Annotated in this window: 13 protein-coding genes and 1 rRNA gene; 5 read left to right on the forward strand and 9 right to left on the reverse strand. The window is 66.3% G+C overall.

Annotated features, from left to right (window positions below; genetic code table 11):
• Positions 1-219: 219 nt before the first annotated feature.
• The 3 genes from RR42_RS18160 to RR42_RS18170 are packed head-to-tail and all read left to right on the forward strand — an operon-like array spanning position 220 to position 6,704.
• Positions 220-1,950: an AMP-binding protein gene (locus RR42_RS18160; protein WP_043349875.1), complete on the forward strand. Its 1,731-nt coding sequence runs from the start codon at positions 220-222 to the stop codon at positions 1,948-1,950.
• A 51-nt stretch (positions 1,951-2,001) separates the two neighbouring features.
• Positions 2,002-5,340: an acetyl-CoA carboxylase family protein gene (locus RR42_RS18165; protein ID WP_043349878.1), complete on the forward strand. Its 3,339-nt coding sequence runs from the start codon at positions 2,002-2,004 to the stop codon at positions 5,338-5,340.
• Positions 5,341-5,360: 20 nt separating this feature from the next.
• Positions 5,361-6,704: a branched-chain amino acid ABC transporter substrate-binding protein gene (locus tag RR42_RS18170; RefSeq protein ID WP_144409846.1), complete on the forward strand. Its 1,344-nt coding sequence runs from the start codon at positions 5,361-5,363 to the stop codon at positions 6,702-6,704.
• Positions 6,705-6,712: 8 nt separating this feature from the next.
• Here the strand turns inward: RR42_RS18170 and RR42_RS18175 are convergent, their stop codons facing one another.
• Positions 6,713-7,906, reverse strand: a complete 1,194-nt coding sequence (locus tag RR42_RS18175; RefSeq protein ID WP_043349880.1) for an aminopeptidase — start codon at positions 7,904-7,906, stop codon at positions 6,713-6,715.
• Positions 7,907-7,911: 5 nt separating this feature from the next.
• Positions 7,912-10,014, reverse strand: a complete 2,103-nt coding sequence (locus tag RR42_RS18180; RefSeq protein WP_043349883.1) for a molybdopterin-containing oxidoreductase family protein — start codon at positions 10,012-10,014, stop codon at positions 7,912-7,914.
• A gap of 313 nt (positions 10,015-10,327) precedes the next feature.
• Between RR42_RS18180 and RR42_RS18185 the strand changes: the two genes are divergently transcribed.
• Positions 10,328-11,497 (forward strand): ABC transporter substrate-binding protein, encoded by a 1,170-nt coding sequence (locus RR42_RS18185; protein WP_043349887.1) that lies wholly within the window; start codon positions 10,328-10,330, stop codon positions 11,495-11,497.
• 54 nt (positions 11,498-11,551) lie between these two features.
• On the opposite strand, the gene RR42_RS18190 is transcribed toward RR42_RS18185, so the two are convergent.
• The 5 genes from RR42_RS18190 to RR42_RS18210 all read right to left on the reverse strand — a co-directional run bounded on the left by RR42_RS18190 (position 11,552) and on the right by RR42_RS18210 (position 17,366).
• A complete protein-coding gene (locus RR42_RS18190; RefSeq protein WP_043349891.1) occupies positions 11,552-12,616 on the reverse strand; it encodes an ABC transporter ATP-binding protein in 1,065 nt (354 codons plus the stop codon).
• Positions 12,613-13,611: an ABC transporter ATP-binding protein gene (locus RR42_RS18195; protein WP_043349893.1), complete on the reverse strand. Its 999-nt coding sequence runs from the start codon at positions 13,609-13,611 to the stop codon at positions 12,613-12,615. The genes RR42_RS18190 and RR42_RS18195 overlap by 4 nt, the downstream gene beginning before the upstream one ends.
• Before the next feature lie 21 nt (positions 13,612-13,632).
• A complete protein-coding gene (locus tag RR42_RS18200; protein WP_043349896.1) occupies positions 13,633-14,550 on the reverse strand; it encodes an ABC transporter permease in 918 nt (305 codons plus the stop codon).
• Between the two features lie 4 nt (positions 14,551-14,554).
• A complete protein-coding gene (locus RR42_RS18205; RefSeq protein WP_006163472.1) occupies positions 14,555-15,532 on the reverse strand; it encodes an ABC transporter permease in 978 nt (325 codons plus the stop codon).
• A 247-nt stretch (positions 15,533-15,779) separates the two neighbouring features.
• A complete protein-coding gene (locus tag RR42_RS18210; RefSeq protein ID WP_043349901.1) occupies positions 15,780-17,366 on the reverse strand; it encodes an ABC transporter substrate-binding protein in 1,587 nt (528 codons plus the stop codon).
• A gap of 311 nt (positions 17,367-17,677) precedes the next feature.
• On the opposite strand from RR42_RS18210, the gene RR42_RS18215 reads away from it, so the two are divergent.
• A complete protein-coding gene (locus RR42_RS18215; protein WP_043349905.1) occupies positions 17,678-18,871 on the forward strand; it encodes a M20 aminoacylase family protein in 1,194 nt (397 codons plus the stop codon).
• Positions 18,872-18,878: 7 nt separating this feature from the next.
• Here the strand turns inward: RR42_RS18215 and RR42_RS18220 are convergent, their stop codons facing one another.
• Positions 18,879-19,709, reverse strand: a complete 831-nt coding sequence (locus RR42_RS18220; RefSeq protein ID WP_082054932.1) for a DUF3047 domain-containing protein — start codon at positions 19,707-19,709, stop codon at positions 18,879-18,881.
• 458 nt (positions 19,710-20,167) lie between these two features.
• Positions 20,168-20,280: ribosomal RNA gene (gene rrf, locus RR42_RS18225) — 5S ribosomal RNA — on the reverse strand.
• Positions 20,281-20,386: the final 106 nt, after the last annotated feature.

Raw genomic sequence — 20,386 nt, forward strand, 5'->3', positions numbered from 1 at the left:
ACGCGATTCTCGCATGGCGCCGCGGCTGGAAGGCCCGGCAGTCCGTTTTGGCGTTGACCCGCTCCCCCCTGAACCGTGGCTTCACGCGGGGGCGGCACCTGGCTTGACGCATGACGGCAATGCCAATACGATCATACCCAAGGGTAAATAAATATACCAAAGAGTAAATTTCGCCAACCCAAGCCGGCTTGGCGGCCCATCAGCAAGGAGACACCGCCAATGGACGAAACGACCTACCTGGCCGACATGCATGCGCGCTGGCAGCGCGCATGGCCCGAGCGCACCCCGCGCACGCCGCAATATCCGCTGGGGCGCCAGCCGCTCACGGATATGCTGCGCCACTGGAGCCGCACCCGGCCAGACCGCCCCGCAGTGATCTTCTACGGCCACGAAACCACCTACGCGGAGCTGGACGCGCAGAGCGACCGCTGCGCCGCGCTGCTGGCAGCACACGGCGTCGGCGCCGGTGACCGCGTGGCGGTGCTGATGCCAAACTGCCCGCAGTTCCACATCGTGTTCTTCGGCATCCTCAAGCTGGGCGCCGTGTACGTGCCGATCAGCCCGCTGTCGCAGCGCGCCGAGTTGCAGCACGCGCTCACCGACAGCACGCCGCACGCACTGATCGCGCTGGACCAACTGGTGCCGCTGGTACGCGAAACGCGCGCCGCGCTGGGCGCGCAGGATCCGCTCGCCCTGCTGTTTTCGACCAGCTTTGCCGATGCGATTCCCGCCGAGCCCACACTGCCGCTGCCGCCCATGGTGCAGGCCCCGCGCCATGACTGCGAAGCGGACGGCTACGCCATCGACCTGCTGCGCGCGATGGCGGCGTGCACGCACGCAGCCCCTGCCACACCAGCCTCGCTCGATGCCGCGGCCGCGCTTAACTACACCGGCGGCACCACCGGCCTGCCCAAGGGCTGCATCCACACCCAGGGCGATATGGTGGACATGGCGGCCGCGTTCGGCGCGGTCTCGCTCGACATCGCCGACGACAGCGTCATGCTGGGCTTCTTCCCCGAGTTCTGGATCGCGGGCGAGAACCTCTGCCTGATCTTCCCCGCCTTCTTCGGCATCCCGCTGGTGCTGCTGGCGCGCTGGGATCCCGAGACCTTCATGGCGGCGGTGCAGCGCTACCAAGTCACCAACGCGTCGATGCTGGTGGACAACGCGGTGGAGGTGATGGAGCACCCGCGCGCGGCGCAGTACGCATTGCGCTCGCTGCGCTACGTGGGCGTATCGTCCTTCGTCAAAAAGCTCAACCTGCCTTATCGCCGCGCGTGGCAGGCGCTGACCGGCTCGGTCATTGCCGAGACCGCCTGGGGCATGACCGAGACGCAAACCTGCAACACCTTTGCCTATGGCATGCAGGACGATGACCTGGACCTGCGCGCCCAGCCCATCTTTGTCGGCCTGCCCGTGCCCGGCACAGAGTTCAAGATCTGCGACTTCGCCAGCGGCGAGCTGCTTGCGCCGGGCGCCGAGGGCGAGCTGTGCGTGCGCACGCCGACCCTGCTCAAAGGCTACTGGAACAAACCCGACGCCACGCGCGAATCGCTGCGCAACGGCTGGTTCCACACCGGCGACATCGGCCTGATCGACGAGCACGGCTATCTGCACTACCTGGGCCGGCGCAAGGAGATGCTCAAGGTCAACGGCATGAGCGTGTTCCCGGCCGAGATCGAGGCGCTGCTGGGCCAGCATCCGGCCATTCTCGGCTCGGCGGTGCTGGGCCGTGCGGATGAGGACCGGGGCCAGTTGCCGGTGGCCTTTGTCATGCTCAAGCCCGAAGCCATCGGCACGGTGGACAACGCCGCGCTGGTGCAATGGTGCCGCGCCAACATGGCCGTCTACAAGGTGCCGCTCGTGCATATTGTCGACGCTCTGCCGCTGACCGCCACGGGCAAGGTGCGCAAGCAGGACCTGGCGCCGCTGGCCGAGCAGCTTGGCTGATCCCGCAATGCCCCTCCCTATGAACTCCGCCACACTCACCTTCTTCGCATCATGACGTTCCGCAAGCTACTGATCGCCAATCGCGGTGAAATCGCCATCCGCATCGCCCGCGCCGCCGCCGCAATGGACCTGCAAAGCATGGCGCTTTATAGCGAGGACGATCGCGACGCCCTCCACGTGCGCAAGGCCGATGGCGCGGTGGCGCTGCCCGGCACCGGCCCGCGCGCCTACCTCGATATCGCGCAGGTAGTGGACGCCGCGCGCCGCAGTGGCTGCGACGTGATCCACCCGGGTTACGGCCTGCTGTCCGAGAACGCGGAGTTTGCCCAGGCCTGCCTGGATGCCGGCCTGGCCTTCGTCGGCCCCGCACCCGATGTGCTGCGCCTGTTCGGCGACAAGGCGCGCGCGCGCGCGCTGGCCCGCGAGTGCGACGTGCCGGTGGTGCCGGGCTCCACCGGGCCGACGACGCTGGCAGCGACGCATGCGTTCTTTGCCTCGCTGCAAGCGCCAGGCAAGGCGGCCGGCATGATGATCAAGGCCCTGGCCGGCGGCGGCGGGCGCGGCATGCGCGCGGTGCACGCGGCGGCGGACATCGACGAGGCTTATGCCCGCTGCGTCTCCGAAGCCACGGCTGCGTTCGGCAATGGCGCCGTCTACGTGGAGCGCATCGTGCATGCTCCGCGCCATATCGAGATCCAGGTGGTGGCGGATGCGGCCGGCGGCGTGATCGCCCTGGGCGAGCGCGAATGCAGCCTGCAGCGCAGGCACCAGAAGCTGGTTGAAGTGGCACCCAGCCCTTCGCTCGATGCAGGCATGCGTGCGCGCCTGGCCCAGGCCGCGATCACGCTGGCGCGCGCCAGCGCCTATCGTGGCATCGGGACCTTCGAGTTCCTGCTGGGTGCGGATGGTGCGGATGGTGCGGATGGCGAGTTCTGGTTCATGGAGGCCAACCCGCGCCTGCAGGTGGAGCACACCGTCACGGAAATGGTGACCGGCGTGGACCTGGTCCAGGTGCAGCTGGCCATTGCCGCCGGGCAGGATCTCGGCCACCTCGGGCTGGCGCAAGCGCCCGCGCCGCGCGGCATCGCGGTGCAGTTGCGCATCAACGCCGAGCACCTCGACGCGCAGGGCCAGTTGCGCCCCGCCAGCGGCCGCATCGATGCCTACGAGCCGCCCAGCGGCCCCGGCGTGCGCGTCGATGGTGCGGGCCATGCCGGTATGACGGTCAACCCGCGTTTCGACTCGCTGCTGGCCAAGCTGATCGTGCATGAGCCCGGCGGCGACTACGCGCGCGCGCTGGCCCAGGCCTATCGCGCGCTGTGCGAGTTCCGCATCGAGGGCATCGACACCAACCGCAGGCTGCTGCAGGACCTGCTGCTGCGCGACGATGTGCGGCGCAACGCAGTTCACACGCAGTACCTGGACGCGGCGCTACCGGCTCTCGCTGCGCAGTCGCAGGGCGGCGATCCCGGCCATCCGGCGCTGCATGCGGTGGCCGCGGCCAGCAGCACGCAAGCGCTCGCATCCACGCTGCCGGACGACCTGCCCGACGATGCCGCACTGCTCAGCGCGCCCATGGACGGCGCGTTGGCCGCGGTGCAGGTGCGGCCCGGCGACCGCGTGCGGCGCGGCCAATCGCTGGCCATCATCGAAGCCATGAAGATGGAGCACCCGCTGGAAGCGCCGGGCGCGGGCGAAGTGCTGCGCGTGCTGGCCGCGCCCGGCGACGTGCTGCGCGCGGGCGCGCCGGTGATCGTGCTGTCGCTGGATGAAGGCGGCCATCATGGGGCGCAGGCCGGCGCCGCCGTGGATCCCGCCCATATCCGCGCGGACCTGCGCGACGCCCTGGCCCGCCACGCGCTCACGCAGGACGCGGCCCGCCCGCAGGCGGTGGACAAGCACCACGCCCGGGGCGGGCGCACCGCACGCGAGAACATCGCCCAGCTGTGCGATGCAGGCTCGTTCATCGAGTACGGCGCGCTCGCCATCGCCGCGCAGCGCCAGCGCCGCAGCGTGGAAGACCTGGAGCGCGCGACGCCGGCCGACGGCATCGTCACCGGCATTGGCACCGTCAATGCCGAGCGCTTCCCGGCAACGGATGCGCGCTGCATGGTGCTGGCGTACGACTACACGGTGCTGGCCGGCACTCAGGGCTTCTACGGCCACAAGAAGCTGGACCGCATGCTGGCGCTGGCGCGCCAGTGGCGCCTGCCGGTGGTGCTGTTCGCCGAAGGCGGTGGCGGGCGGCCAGGAGACACGGACACCCCGGTGGTGGCCGGGCTGGATTGCACGTCCTTCATCCAGTTCGCGCGGCTGTCCGGCCAGGTGCCGCTGGTGGGCATCGTCTCCGGGCGCTGCTTTGCCGGCAATGCCGCGCTGCTAGGCTGCGCCGACGTGATCATCGCCACGCGCAACGCCACCATCGGCATGGGTGGCCCGGCCATGATCGAAGGTGGCGGGCTCGGCGTGTTCGCTGCGGAGGAAGTCGGCCCGGTGAGCGTGCAAGCACCCAATGGCGTGATCGACGTGCTGGTCGACGACGAGATCGCGGCGGTGGAGACGGCGCGCCGCTACCTGTCTTATTTCCAGGGCGACCTGCCCGACTGGGAGGCCGGCGATGCGCGCGCGCTGCGCCACCTGATTCCTGAGAACCGGCTGCGCAGCTACGACATGCGCGGCGTGCTCGCGGCGCTGGCCGATCACGACTCCGTGCTGGAGCTGCGCGCCGCCTTTGGCGCGGGCATCATCACCGCGCTGATCCGCATCGAGGGCCGCGCCTTCGGCTGCATCGCCAACAACCCGCGGCACCTGGGCGGCGCCATTGATGCCGACGCCGCCGACAAGGCCGCGCGCTTCATGCAGTTGTGCGATGCGCACGGCTTGCCCATCGTCTCGCTGTGCGACACGCCTGGCTTCATGGTGGGACCGGAGGCGGAGAAGACCGCCACGGTGCGCCATGTCTCGCGCCTGTTCGTCACCGCCGGCGCGCTGCGCGTGCCCTTCTTCACCGTGGTGCTGCGCAAGGGCTATGGCCTGGGCGCGCAAGCCATGGCGGGCGGCAGCTTCAGCGCGCCGTTCTTTACCGCAGCCTGGCCCAGCGGCGAGTTCGGCGCGATGGGCATCGAGGGCTCGATCCGGCTGGGCTTTCGCAAGGAACTGGAAGCCGTGGCTGACCCGGACGAGCGCGAAGCCTTGTTTGCGCGCATGATCGAGGGCGCCTACCGGCGCGGCCGAGCGCTTAATATGGCTAGCCACCTGGAAATCGACGCCGTCATCGACCCGGCCGACACACGCCACTGGCTGCTGCGCGGGCTGGCCTCGGCGCTCCCGGCGTCGGCCGCGCGCGATACGCCGGCGGCCGGATCGCGCCGTTTCATCGACACGTGGTGACAAGCAGAAGGAGAGGATCGATGTCCCATGACTTGAGGCGCGCTGCAAGCGCCACCGCCAGGGTCGCCGCGCTGGCGCGTGGCGTGTTCATGCGCAGCGTCGCCGTTGCCGCGCTCGCGCTGGTCGGCGCGCTGCCGCTACAGGCCCAGGAAAAAGCGCAGGAAAAAACGCAGGACGCCGCAGCCGCGCCCATCAAGGTGGCGTTTATCGACCAGTTGTCCGGGCCGCTGGCCAACGTGGGCCAGATCTTCCAGGCCAACCTGAAGTTCGCGCTCGACGACGCCAACGCCCAAGGCGGCGTGCTCGGGCGCAACTACGCGCTGGTGAGCTACGACAACAAGCTCTCCGCGCAGGAAAGCCTCATCGCGCTGCAAAGCGCGATCGACGCTGGCGTGCACGTGGTGTTCACCGGCGCATCTGGCTCGCCGGTGGTCACGGCGCTGGTGGAGGCCGTCAACCGGCACAACGAGCGCAACCCCGGGCAGCGCGTGCTGATCATGAACTACGCTTCGCTCGACCCCGACCTGACGGGCACGCGCTGCAGCTTCTGGCACTTCGCCACCGAGGCGAACACGGCGATGAAAATGCGCGCGCTGGCCAATTTCGCGCGTGAGCAAAAGGGCATGCACAAGGTCTACCTGCTAAACCAGGATTACACCCAGGGCCGCATCTGGGCAGCACTGGGCCGGCAGATGATCGCGGGAGCGCGGCCCGACGTGCAGTTCGTCGGCGAGGCGCTGCACCCGCTGGCGCGAGTCAAGGACTTCGCGCCGTACATGAGCCGGATCAAGGAAAGCGGCGCCGATACCGTGGTCACGGGCAACTGGGGCCAGGAACTCGGCCTGCTGATCAAGGCCGGCGGCGAGGCCGGCTACGAACTGAACTACCTGAACCATAGCGGCGGCGGCGCGCCCGGCACCGTGCTGGCCGTGTCGCAGGCAAAGAACGCCCACCTGACCTGGGTCGCCGAGTACCTGCCCAACGGCGACGATCCGGTGCTGGCTGCGCTGGCGGCGCGGGTCAGGCAAACCCCGGCGGGCGAGTACTTCGCCCCGCGCGTGCTGATTGCCGTGCAGATGCTCAGCGCGGCGATGCGCCACGCGAACTCCGACGACCCGACCCGCATCGCATTCGCGCTCGAGGGCATGCAGTACCGCTCGCCCGTTGGCGACGTGCTGATGCGCAAGAGCGATCACCAGTTGCTGCTGCCGCAGGTGGTCTCGACCATCGCGCCAGTGGACGGCAAGACCGTCAAGGTTGGCGTGGAAGGCACGCAGTACGGCTTCCGCCTCGACAGCACGACGGCAGGGGCAGACCTGAACCTGCCGTCGGTCTGCCGGATGAAGCGCCCAGCGGGCACCTAGTCAGTCCATCAAGGCTTGGCGCTAGCCGCAGTCGCGGATGGCGTGTCGGGCGCGCCGCTGGCGCGTGCCGCGCCGAGCGCGGCCCCTACCGCGGTCTCGCTCTCGCCGGCGCTCAGCGCGTCGCCGCCACTGGCCGGCGGCGCCAGCTGGCGCAGGCGGGCATCGCGATCGGCACGCGGCAGCTCGCCGATGCGCCGGACCTCGGCATAGAACGCGGTCCAGTCGCCACCGTTTTGCGCCAGGAGCACCGTGAAAGCCGGCACCCATTGCTGGTAGGTCGCCACCGCGGCAAGCTGCGCATTGGTCAGCGGCCGCTCGAACCAGCGATCGTAGCCGCTGTAGCCGCCCCACTCTTCCTTGAGCTTCGCATAGCGCACACGCAGGCCGGCGAAGATTTCCGCCTTGCCCGCCCGCTTGGCATCGTCTGACAGTGGCGAGTGATAGAGCGTATCGAGCCGGTCGCGCGTGTCCAGCAGCATCGCGCGGAATTGCTGGCGGCGCAGGTCGTACTGGCGGTAGCTGGCGCGGGCGTCGGGCGATGCCGCCAGCGCCAGCCAGCGCTCCACCCCGGCCGTTTCCACCGCGGTGGCAAAAGACTCGTTGAAGGTAGTGTCATCGCGCACATAGACCACCTGGTGCGCCAGTTCGTGGAAGATCAGCCGTGCCAGCTCGCCTTCGGGCTGGTAAACGAAGGTATTGAGCAACGGGTCGTCGAAATAGCCCAGCGTGGAATACGCCGGGATGCCGGCGACATACGGCTCCAGGCCCTCCTTGCGCAGGCCCTGCGCATAGCCGTCGGCATCCGCCTGCGCGTAGTAGCCGCGGTAGCTGATGCAGCCCACCACCAGGAAGCACCACTTGTGCAGTTCCATCGACAGCTCGGAGGTGGCGAACACGCTCCACACCACATACGACCGGTGCAGGTTAGCGTAGCGCCGGTAGCTGCCGTTGTCCGGCAGCTTCAGCTCATGCGAGGCAAAGTCGCGGATGGTGCCGGCCAGAGCCAGGCGCTGAGCCAGCCGGGTGTCCTTGGCTTGCTGCGCCGCGGCGATGGCGTCGGGCAATGGCCGGGAATCCGCCATCACCCCAAGGTGGCCGCCGATCGATTGCGCATAGTAGCCAACCGTGTCACAGCCGGACAACAGCGCGGCAAGCCCAAGTGCAGCCAGGGCTTGAAGCGTGCGTGCCGGGCGCAGGTTCATGGTGGCTAGGGGGTGGCGGTGGCGGACGCCGCTTCCACTTGCACCAGGCAATCGTAGAACACCGGCGCACGGCCCAGGTCGGTCAGCCGCTGGCTGGTGAGCTCGTTGGCGTTCTTGCCATCCGGCGCCAGCTTCTTCCACCAGATCGACAGCCCCACCACCAGCCCGCGCCGGGCCCGGTCGGTCACGCGGGCCCGCGCCAGCATGCTGCCGCGGTCGTTGAAGGCACGCACCATGCTGCCGCTGGCGATGCCACGCGGGGCGGCGTCCTCAGGATGGATGTCCAGGTGCGGCTCGCCTTCGGTGGCGCGCAGGCTGTCGACGTTGACGAACGAGCTGTTGAGGAAATTGCGCGCCGGCGGCGAGATCATCGCCAGCGGATAGCGCGCGGCCAGTTCCGGCGCGGTCGCGGGGGTCTCGTACGGGGGCACGTAGTCGGGCAAGGGATCGAGGCCGTCGCGGCGCATGATCTCCGAATAGAACTCGCACTTGCCGGACGCCGTGGCAAAGCCGCCCTCGGCGAGCGGCGCCACCGGCAGGTTGAGCTTTTGCCAGCCCTGTGCCTTGAGGGACTCCCAACTGATGCCTGCCGCGCGCGGGTCCGTGGCCACGATGGCCTGGGCGGCGATATCCTCGTCGCTATCGGCAAAGCACGGCTCGGCAAAGCCCATGCGCTGGGCCAGGCGGCGGAAGATCTCGGTGTTAGGCACGGCCTCGCCCAGCGGCGCGATGGCCTGGTTGTTGGCCAGGAAATACGTATGGCCGTAGGCCTTGTGCACATCCACGTGCTCGAGTTGGGTGGTGGCCGGCAGCAGGATGTCGGCATAGTCAGCCGTATCGGTGCGGAACTGCTCCAGCACCACGGTGAACAGGTCCTCACGCGCGAAGCCTTCGGCCACCTTGGTCGACTGCGGCGCCACCGCCACCGGGTTGCTGTTGTAGACCACCAGCGCCTCGATCTTCGGGTTGCCCGCGCCGTCACCGGCATCCAGCAGCGCGTCGCCGATGGTGCTCATGTTGACCGTGCGTGGCAGCGCCGGCAGGCCCGGCAGCAGGTCCGGGCGCTGCAGCGCCAGGTTGTCCACCGGGAAGAATCCCGACGTGGACAGCTGCAGGCCCCCGGCCGCGTGGCGCCAGGCCCCCACGAGCGACGGCAGGCAGGCCACCGCGCGCACCGCCTGGCCGCCGCCGTGCGAACGCTGCATGCCATAGTTCAGGCGGATCGCCACCGGCTGGCGCTCGCGCACCGCGAGTTGCCCGTAGAGGCCGGCGAGCCATTCGATGTCGTCCACGCTGACGCCGCAAATCTCGGCCGCGCGCTGCGGGGTGTAGGCCAGGGCACGCTCGCGCAGTGCCTCGAAGCCCACCGTGTGGCTCGCGATGTACTCAAAGTCGAGCAGGTCATCGCGCATCAGCACGTGCATCATCGCCAGCGCCAGCGCGCCGTCGGTGCCGGGCATCAAGGCGATGTGGCGATGGCATTTCTCGGCGGTCAGCGAGCGATACGGGTCGATCGCCACCAGGGTGGCGCCGCGCCGCTTGGCTTGCTGCACCCGCGTCCAGAAATGCAGGTTGGAGGCAATGGGGTTTCCGCCCCAGATGATGATGAGCTTGGCATCGGGCACATGCTCGATATCCATGCCGATGCTGGCTCCATAGGTATAGCGCAGCGCGGTGGCACCGGCGCTGGCGCAGATCGTGCGGTCAAGCAGCGAGGCGCCCAGCTTGTGAAAGAAGCGCGCCGCCATGCTCTCGCCCTGCACCAGCCCCATGGTGCCGGCATAGCTGTACGGCAGGATGGCCTGCGGGTCACGCGCGGCGATGGCGGACAAGCGGGTGGCCACGGTGTCCAGCGCCTCGTCCCAGGAAATCGGCTCGAACTTGCCTTCGCCCTTGCGGCCGACCCGCTTCATCGGCGTCAGCAGGCGGTCGGGGTGGTAAGTGCGGTCCGTGTAGCGCGAAACCTTGGTGCACAGCACGCCCTGGGTGCCGGGATGGTCGGGATCTCCCGCCACCTTGGTCGCGCGGCCGTCTTCGACGGTGACGAGCAAGGCACAGGTATCAGGACAATCGTGCGGGCAAGCGGCACGGACGATGCGGGAAGCCATGGATTCTCCTGGCAAGCGATTGGGGACGGGCGGCGCGACTGCCATGGGGCAGCAGCATTGGGGCGGCTGAGCGGCCACACGCGGCGGGACCTGGTCACCGTGCAGGAAAGGCCGTTGCCGGACTAGCCTGGTGGCATCGCGTGTTGTATGCCGGCGTCGCCCCGACGGGCGCCGCCGGGGGAAATTGTTAGGCTCCGATTGTATTCGATTATGATAGCCCGACGCTGCGCCAGGGGATGGCGCCAGGACAGCGCCGGCACAGACCGGCAAGGCATTCACGGGTAAAGAAAACACCGTTTCTCACGGGGAAACCATGCAAGTGCATTCTGGGGTCAGGGGCTGGCGCATTGCCGGCCTGCTGGTGGCATGCGCCATCGGCTCATTCGTTGCCAATGCCAGCGCCGAGAACGGCGTCAGCGCGGACACTATCCTGCTGGGCCAGTCGGCCGCGCTCACCGGGCCTACCGCCATGCTAGGCAAGCAGCTCAATTCTGGCGCGCGGCTCTACTTCGACTACATCAACCAGCACGGCGGCATCTACGGCCGCAAGATCGAGCTCAAGGTGCTGGACGATTTCAACGAGCCGGAATCCGCCGCCAAGAATACCCGCGCGCTGATCGACGAGGACCGTGCCTTCGCGCTGTTCGGCTACGTCGGCACGGAGACCGGCGAGGCCTCGTTGCCGCTGGCCACCCAGGCCAAGGTGCCGTTCTTCGCCCCCTACAGCGGCGCCCAGTCGCTGCGCGAGCCGCTCAACCGCTATGCCTTCCACGTGCGCGCCGGTTTCAACGAGGAAGCCGAGGCCATCCTGCGCCAGGTCCGCGTCACCGGCCTCAAGCGGGTCGCCGTGGTCTACAACGAGGACGCCTACGGCAAGGCCGGCCTGGAAGCGCTCGAGCGCGCCCTCAAGGCCGCGCCCGACAGCGGCGTGCAGATCGTCGCCCGCGAGGGCGTGGTGCGTAATACGGTGGAGATCGGTGACGCCATGCAGGGCTCCATGAAGTCCAAGCCCGACGCGGTGGTGATGATCAACGCGTACCGGACCACTGGTGCCTTCGTGAAGGAAGCGCTGCGCCGCGGCTTCAATGGCCAGTTCTATAACGTCTCGTTCGTCGGCACCCAGGCACTCGCCAAGGAAGTCGGCGCCAAGGGCAGCGGCGTGATCATCTCGCAAGTCATGCCTCACCCTGGCAACGCCACGCTGCCGGTGGTGCGCGAATACCTGCGCCTGCTGCAGGCGGCGGGCAAGCCCAACGAGTTCGACTACGCCAGCATCGAAGGCTTCATCGCCGCCAAGGCCTTTGTCGAAGGCACGCGCCGTGCCGGCAAGGACCTCACCCGCGAAAAGCTGATCACCGCGCTGGAAAGCATGAGAAACGTCGACCTCGGCGGCTACATCATCAACTTCAGCCCGGACAGCCACGTCGGCTCGAAATTTGTCGAGATGACCATCATCAACTCGCGGGGGCAGGTCATCCGCTGATGGGCACATGGCCCGTCTCGCGCACGCGTGAGACGGGCCCGATGCCGACAGCACCTACGCCATGTCGTTCAGGTGGCAAGCCGAAAACCGCATCGGCGCGATTTCCTTCAACAGTGGCTGTTCCTCCCGGCAACGCGGCATCGCATGCGGGCAGCGCGGATGGAAATGGCAACCCGGTGGCGGGTTCAGCGGCGAGGGAATCTCGCCTTTGATCGCCACGAAGGTCTTCTTGCCCACCTCCAGCTTCGGGGCCTCAGCCAGCAGCGCCTGCGTGTAGGGATGGTTGGGGCTGGCGAAGACATCTTCCGCCGGCGCCGACTCCACCACCCGCCCCAGATACATGATCACCACCCGGTCGCTGATGTGCTTGACCACGCCCAGGTCATGGCTGATGAACAGGTAGGTCAGGTTCAGGTCCTGCCGCAAGCGCATGAAGAGATTCAGCACCTGCGCCTGGATCGAGACATCCAGCGCCGCCACCGACTCATCGCACACCAGGAATTCCGGCTTGACCGCCAGCGCGCGCGCAATGCCGATGCGCGCGCGTTGCCCGCCCGAGAACTGGTGCGGAAAGCGGCGCAGCACGGTGGGGTCCATGCCCACGCGCACCAGCATGTCTTCCACGTAGCGCTTCTGCTCGCTGGCCGGCACCATGCCGTGCACGACCGGCGCCTCGCCAACGATATCCATCACGCGCAGGCGCGGATTCAGCGATGCATACGGATCCTGGAAGATCATCTGGATCGCCAGCTGCTTCTCGCGCTTCTTTTCCGGCGGCAGGCGGTCCAGGTCAACGCCCCGCCACAGGCGTGAGCCTTCGGTCAGCGAATGCAGGCCCACCGCCATGCGGCCCAGCGTGGACTTGCCACAGCCGGATTCTCCGACGAGGCCCACCACCTCGCCCGCGCGAATGGACAGGTCGACACGGTCGACCGCATGCACCACCTCCTCCTTCGCGCCTGCGCCGAAGAGGTTGGCGATCTTGGCTGCGGCATCGAGCGATTTGACAAAGCGCTTGGACACGCCCTGCAATTCGAGGATGGGCGCGTTGGGCGTGGGTTCGGCGCTGGAATCGGTCGTCATGGCGGCGAGGGCGGGATCAACAACGGCGGCGCTCATGCGGCCTCCTGCTGGGAGAGAACCGGATGAAAGCAGCGCAGGCGGCGCCCGTCTGCCGCAGTGTCGAGCGGCGGCGCGGTCTTGCATACATCGGTGGCGTAGGTGCAGCGCTCACGGAAGGCACAACCAGCCGGCAGGTTCAGCAACGATGGCGTCATGCCGGGAATCTGCCGCAGCGGCGCGCCACGCGGGTTACGCGACGGCGCGGAGCTGATCAGGCCGTGCGTGTAGGGATGCTCGGGCCGCTCCAGCACCTGGCGCACATCGCCGGCTTCGACGATCTTGCCGGCGTACATCACACACACGGTATCGGCCAGGCCGGCCACCACGGACAGGTCGTGGGTGATCCAGATCAGCGCGGTGCCGGACTCGCGGCACAGCTTCTGCATCTCGTACAGGATCTGGCCCTGGATGGTTACGTCCAGCGCGGTGGTGGGCTCATCGGCGATGATCAGGTCGGGCTTGTTGAGCAGCGCGATGGCAATCGCCACGCGCTGGCGCATGCCGCCCGAGAACTGGTGGGGATAGGCGCGCAGGCGCTCGTCCGGCGAAGGAATGCCGACGCGGGCCAGCGCATTGCGGGAGCGCTCGCGCGCCACCGCCTTGTCGACTTTTTCATGCGCCAGCACGGCCTCGATCATCTGCGTGTCGATGCGCAGGACCGGGTTCAGCGTCATCATCGGGTCCTGGAAGATCATCGCGATGCGGTTGCCGCGCACATCGCGCATCTGCGCCGGCGTGAGGTTGCGCAGGTCGCGCGTGACGCCGTCGCGGCTGGTCAGCTCGATGCGGCCATCCACCACTTTGCCGGGCGGATCGATCAGTCCCATAATCGAGTAGCCAGTCATCGATTTGCCCGATCCGGACTCGCCCACCAGGCCCATGATCTCACCGCGGCCAACCGAGAACGAGACATCGTCGACCGCGCGCGCGACGCCGCCGCGCGTGAAAAACTGGGTTTTGAGGCCTTCCACCACAAGGGTCGGTTTGCTCATGTTCGCTCCTGTCGTGCTGCGTTACTGCGTTTGCAGGCGCGGATTGAGTACATCGCGAAGCTGGTCGGCGACCAGGTTCATGGCCACGATGGTGACCACCAGCGCGATACCCGGGAAGAAGCTGATCCAGTACTTGCCGGACAACATGTATTGCTGTCCGTTGGCGATCAGCGAGCCCAGCGACGGCTCGGTAATGGGCACGCCCAGGCCGAGGAAGGACAACGTGGCCTCCAGCGTGATGGCGGACGCCACCTGCAGCGCCGCGATCACGATCAGTGGCGGCAGGCAGTTGGGCAGCAGGTGGCGGAACATGATCCGCCCCGGCGGCAGGCCCAGGCAGGTGGCGGCCTCGATATATTCCTTGCGCCGCTCCACCAGCGCCGCGCTGCGGGTGGTGCGGGCGTAGTAAGCCCACTGCACCGCTACCAGCGCGATCACGATATTGCCGATGCCGGGCCGCAGGAACGCCAGCAGGATCAACGCCAGCAGGATGGGCGGGAACGACAGCTGCAGGTCGGCCACGCGCATGATGATGGCCTCGACGCGGCCGCCCAGGAAACCGGCGATCAGGCCGAGCGTGGCACCCAGCAGCAGCGCGATCACGGTGCTGACCACGCCCACGCCAATGCTGATGCGCAGGCCGTACATCACGGCCGAGAGAATGTCGCGGCCCTGCTCGTCCGAGCCAAGCAGGAATGTCATGCCACTGCCGGACTGCTCGCCCGGGGCCATGCGTGCATCGAGCACATCGAGCGTAGCAAGGTCATACGGGTTCTGCGGCGACAGCCAGGGCGCCAACAGCGCGATCAGCAAGATGACGATCAGCAAGGTCAGTCCGGTCACGGCGATCTTGCTCGACAAGAACTGGCTGGCGAAGCGCCGCAGCGGGGTCTGCTCGGCTAGCGGCGGGGCCGCAGTGGTTTCGGTTGCGGTTGTCATGAGCTCAGCCCTTGTTGTCGGCGATACGCACGCGCGGATCGAGCACGCTATAGATGATGTCCACCAGCAGGTTGATCAGGATGAACAACGTCACGATCACCATCAGGTAGGCCACGATGACCGGCCGGTCGAGCAACTGGATGGAATCGATGATCAGCTTGCCCATGCCGGGCCAGGCGAAGATCGATTCGGTCACGATGGCAAAGGCGATGATCGAGCCGAACTGCAGGGCAATCACCGTGACGATGGGGATCATGATGTTCTTGAGCACATGCACGCCCACGATGCGCGTATTCGACAGGCCCTTGGCCCGCGCGAACTTTACGTAGTCCATCAGCATCGCTTCCTGCGTGCCGGCCCGCGTGAGACGGATCACCATGGCGATGTTGAGCAGCGACAGCGTCACCGCCGGCAGCAGCAAGTGGCGCAGGCCGTCCACCGTCAGGAAGCTGACGGGGATGCCTAGCAGCGAGGTGGTTTCACCGCGCCCGTTGGACGGCAGCCAGCCCAGTTGCACCGCGAACACCATGATCAGCATCAGCCCGACCCAGAAGGTGGGCAGCGAGAAGCCGAGGATGGAGACACCCATGATGGTCTTGCCAGCCACGCCGCCAGGACGCAGGCCCGCCCACAGCCCGAGCGGGATGCCGAGCAGCACGGCCAGCAGGATGGCGCACACGGCCAGCTCCATGGTGGCCGGCATGCGCTCGAAGATCAGCTTGAGCGCGGGCGTGCCGTGCGCGAACGAGGTGCCGAGGTCCCCGTGCAGCGCGTTGCGCAGGAAGATCCAGTATTGCTCCCAGAGGGGCTTGTCGAGTCCGAGCGCCGCGATGGTGCGCTTGATGTCTTCCTGGTCGGCCTGAGGATTGATCAGGATATCGACCGGGTTGCCGATGGCAAAGACGCCCAGGAAAACCAATAGCGACATGACGAAGAGCACGACTACGCTCTGCATCAAGCGCCGGATAATGAAAACCAGCATGTTCGGAAGCTTTCCTTCGCCGATGACAGGCCACGGCGCCTGTGGGCGCCGCCTGGCTGCACCGGCAGTCGGCTCGTGGCTAGGCCCGGCTACCGTCCGGGGATGATTCGCCGGGAAGCGGCCACCCAGACCGCGGACGCTTCCCGCCTTTACCTGCAGATGATCTTGTGTCCGGGGAGCGCGACATGGTGGTCGCGCTCCCCGGCCTCACCGCTAACCTCTACCCGCTACTGCTCAGGCCTTTACTTCACTGCGGCTTGAAATTGTGCGCGTACGTGCGTTCGTCGGTACGCGGCACATATGTGATGCCCTTCTGGGTGGCCCAGGTGGTCACCTGCTGGTGGATCGGGATGATACCGCCATCGTTGATGGCGATCGCGGTAGCTTCCTGCAGCAGCTTGGAACGCTCGCCGTCATCCACGGTGGCCAGCGCCTTTTCCAGCACCACGTCCATCTTCGGATTGCAGTACTCGCCCCAGTTGGTCGTGCCAAAGCCCTTCTTCGGATCCTCGCACGCCAGCAGCGCGCGCAGCGGCGAGCTCACTTCGCCGGTTTGCGCGCCCCAGCCCAGCAAGCCGAACGAGAATTCGTGCTTGATACCCTTGGAAGAATAGGTCGCCATCGGCATGCCCTCGACCTTGGTCGCAATGCCGATGCGGGTCAGGTTCTGTGCAATGGTCTGGGCGATCTTCTCGTCGTTGACGTAGCGGTTGTTAGGCGTGTGCAGGGTGATGCCGAAACCGTTCGGGTAACCCGCCTCGGCCAGCAGCTTCTTGGCGCCTTCCGGGTCGTACTTGACCGTCTTCAGGTTCGGGTTGTAGCCGAACAGCGTGGGCGGCACCAGGTTGTTGGTCGGCTCGGCGAGGCCTTCCATCAGGCGGTCCTTGATGCCTTGGCGGTTGATGGCCATGCTGATGGCATTGCGCACGCGCGCATCCTTCAGCGGGTTCTTGTCCATTGGCGCGCCTTCCTTGGTGGTGACAAAAGGCGACTTGTCTTTCTTGTCATCGGTGTACAGGTAGATCACGCGATGCGAGATCTTGGAGAAGAAGGACAGCTTCGGATCCTTGCGCACCTGCGGCAAGTCCGGCGTCGGCACGTTCTCGATCGCCTGCACGTCGCCGGACAGCAGCGCTGCCATGCGGGTCGCCGGGTTCGGGATGAAGCGCAGCGTCACCTTGTCCCAGGCGGGCTTGGGCCCCCAGTAGTCGGGGTTCTTCACCAGTTCGACCCGGTCGTCGCGCGCGTAGCTGACGAACTTGAAGGGGCCGGTGCCGATCATGCCCTTGCCTTGCGCAAAGTCGTCCGAGGTCAGGCCCTGCGTGGCCTTCTTCTGCACGATGAAGATCGACGTCAGGTCGTTCAGCATCAGCGGATACGGCGTGTTGGTGGTGAGCTGGATGGTGTACTTGTCGATCACCTTCTTGTTGATGATCGCCTTGGTGTAGACGTCGAACTTGCCCGGGCTGTTCTGGATAGTGGACGGACGCTCGAGCGACCAGACGATATCGTCGGTGGTGAGCTCCGAGCCGTCGTGGAATTTCACGCCCTTGCGGATCTTGAATTCCCAGGTCAGGTTGTTCACCAGCTTCCAGGACTCGGCCAGGCCGGGAATGATCTTGCTGTCCGCATCCATCTTCACCAGGCACTCGAACATGTGCTCGGAGACGTTGATGTTGGAGAACAGGTTGTAGAAGTGCGGATCCATCGAGGTCGGGGGCGAACTCATGGCCAGCTTGAAATCGACCGCGTGGGCCTGGCTGGCAAAACCGAAGCTCATGGCCGCGGTTACCACCATGGCACCGAATGCCTTCTTGCATGTGCGAAGGGACATCGCGCAACTCTCCCGGGAAGAAATGTGGCAAATGACTACTAAGGGCAGCGCAGGCATATCGCGCCAGGCGCCGCATTTTGGTGCGGCTACGGACGCGACAAGCGGCAACGTTGCCAGGCAAGCACATCAAGCATGAACTGTTCCAGCACTGCACCATGCGGGGCAATGCGGGGAAACCCCCGCGCTGATTGGCGATGATGCGCTGCGCAAGCGCTGGTGAAAGTGGCGGAAGTGTCCTGCCGGGCGCCTGCTTTGGCGCTTTGGACTAAGGCATCGTATGATCGGGGTATCCTTCGCCCTCAACTGGCATCATGACACTCATCCCCGAAATTCTTCAGGCGCAGCCTGAAATCCGCAGCATCCGACGTGACATCCATGCCCATCCGGAGCTTTGCTTCAAGGAGGAACGGACCTCCGACGTGGTGGCGCAGAACCTCGCTGCCTGGGGCATCGAGGTCCATCGCGGCCTAGGCACCACTGGCCTGGTCGGCGTGATTCGCAACGGCAGCAGCAAGCGCAGCATCGGCCTGCGCGCCGACATGGATGCCCTGCCGCTGCAGGAGGCCAACACCTTCGGCCACCGCTCGCAGCACGACGGCCGCATGCATGCCTGCGGCCATGACGGCCACACGGCAATGCTGCTGGGTGCGGCACGCTATCTGGCCGAGCACCGGAATTTCGATGGCACCATCAACCTGATCTTCCAGCCGGCAGAAGAAGGCGGAGGCGGCGCGCGCGAGATGATCAAGGATGGCCTGTTCGAGCGCTTCCCGTGCGACGCCGTGTTTGGCATGCACAACTGGCCCGGCATGCCAGCTGGCAGCTTCGGCACCACCGCCGGCCCGTTGATGGCGTCGAGCAATGAATTCCGCATCGTCGTGCGCGGCAAGGGCGCGCATGCTGCGTTGCCGCACAACGGCAACGACCCGGTTTTCACCGGTGCGCAGATCGTGTCCGCGCTGCAGGGCATCATTACGCGCAACAAGCGCCCGATCGATGCCGCCGTGATCTCGGTCACGCAGTTCCATGGCGGCGATGCCACCAATATCGTGCCGGACCAGGTCTGGATCGGCGGCACGGTGCGCACTTTCACGCTGCCGGTGCTCGACCTGATCGAGCGCCGCATGGAGGAAGTCTCCAAGGCGGTTGCCAGCGCCTTCGATTGCACCGTTGAATTTGAGTTTCACCGCAACTATCCGCCCACCGTCAACAGCGCAACAGAAACCGCGTTCGCCGTCGAAGTGGCGAGCGAGCTGGTGGGCGCAGGCAATGTCGACGGCAATATCGAGCCGACCATGGGCGCCGAGGACTTCTCCTTCATGCTGCTGGAAAAGCCCGGGTGCTACCTGTTCATCGGCAATGGCGAAGGCGTACACCGCGAAGCCGGCCATGGCCTTGGTCCCTGCATGCTGCACAACCCCAGCTACGACTTCAACGACGAGATCCTGCCGGTCGGCTCGACCTTCTTCGTGAAGCTGGCGGAGAAGTGGCTCGCGCCGGCTTGAGCGCGCGTCAGTCCAGCGCGATGTCGCCGTACCAGCTTTCGGCGCGGCTCCTGGTGTTGTCGGTATCGGTCATGAGGCCGATCGCCACCACCTTGCCCGGATCTGCCCCGAAGACCTTGCGGTAGTCGGCGCGCAGGTCGCGCCGGTGGCAACGCCATTCGCCGGTATGCCGGGTACCGGAGTCGACCACGATCATCCGCACACGCTCAGTGTGCGGATTCGACACCACGGATCCTTCAGGCTTGCGCCCGCCCCAGATGTACATCAGCGTGGCATAAGGCATCTCCCGCCCCGTTGTCAGCCGCGCCATTTCGTACATCAGCTGATCCTTTAACGAGAGGCTGCCTTTGTCGCCATCGAAGGCGACGAAGATGCGCAGCGGCGAGTCCTCGCGCGGGGCCAGTGAGTTGTCAGCGCTACGGATGACGTCGCGCGTCTTCCACGTCCAGTTCAGCATGCCCGGGTCGCGCCCGACCAGTGGTACGTACAGGCCGGATGCAGAACTGTCGGCTTCGGCATGCAACACCATGCGTTGGTCGACTTCTGTCAGGGTATAGCGCGTGGGAATTTTGTTGCGATTGACGGTCCAGGGCTGCCAGCCTGCCGGCTTGCCAAGCCCGCTTGGTGTCGCGGAGAACAAAGGCAGGCGCTTCAGCGTAGGATGCTCTTCCGGCTCGTTGGACTCGCCATGATCGGCTTCGGCGGGGTCTTGGCTCGTTGCGATCAGGCCCGCTGTCGCGCGCTCGGCGGAAATCGGCGTCTGCGCCGGTTCGGCTAGCCTGAGCTGCTCAATGTGCGCGGCAAAACTGCTGCAGTCGTTCGACGAGAGCGCAGCCATGGCGCCAGGCCCCGACAGCGGGATCGGTCCCTGCGGTGCGGACCCCGTTCCGAGTGTGCCGCAACCCGTCAAAACAAGCGCACCTACCACGCTGGTCAGTACCAACAGGCAAAATCTGGCCGCCATTCATCCCCCAAACCTGGATGCCACCGCCTAGTCACGCCTGTTGGCGCTCACCGGCCCGGACTTGTTTCAATCTTTCGAACTGCATTTCGAACTGCATCAATGCGTCGAACCGCGTCACGCCGGACCAAGCCGGAGCTTGAGGCAAACGGTAGCAGAAGGATATGGACGAAGGAAGGCTCGGGTACCCTGATGCGGGGATTCCTGGTGTAGCGACAGCGCTATTTCAAATGCTATTTTCGATCGCACGAAATTGCAGCCACTTTTGCGGCCACTTTCGATCGCACAAAAGCAAAACCCCCCAGTACTTTCGTACTGGGGGGTTTCAAGGGAGAGCCTGGCGATTACCTACTTTCACACGGGTATCCGCACTATCATCGGCGTGGAGTCGTTTCACGGTCCTGTTCGGGATGGGAAGGGGTGGTTCCAACTCGCTATGGTCACCAGGCATAAACGGTGGCCGCGCTGAGGGTTGCTCAACGCAGCGAATAGGGATGTAGTAAGGGGTTGTGCGTATCGGCCAAGCTGCTGCGCAGCGGCACGCGACACTCACA

The organism is Cupriavidus basilensis, from assembly GCF_000832305.1.
Lineage (GTDB): Bacteria > Pseudomonadota > Gammaproteobacteria > Burkholderiales > Burkholderiaceae > Cupriavidus > Cupriavidus basilensis_F.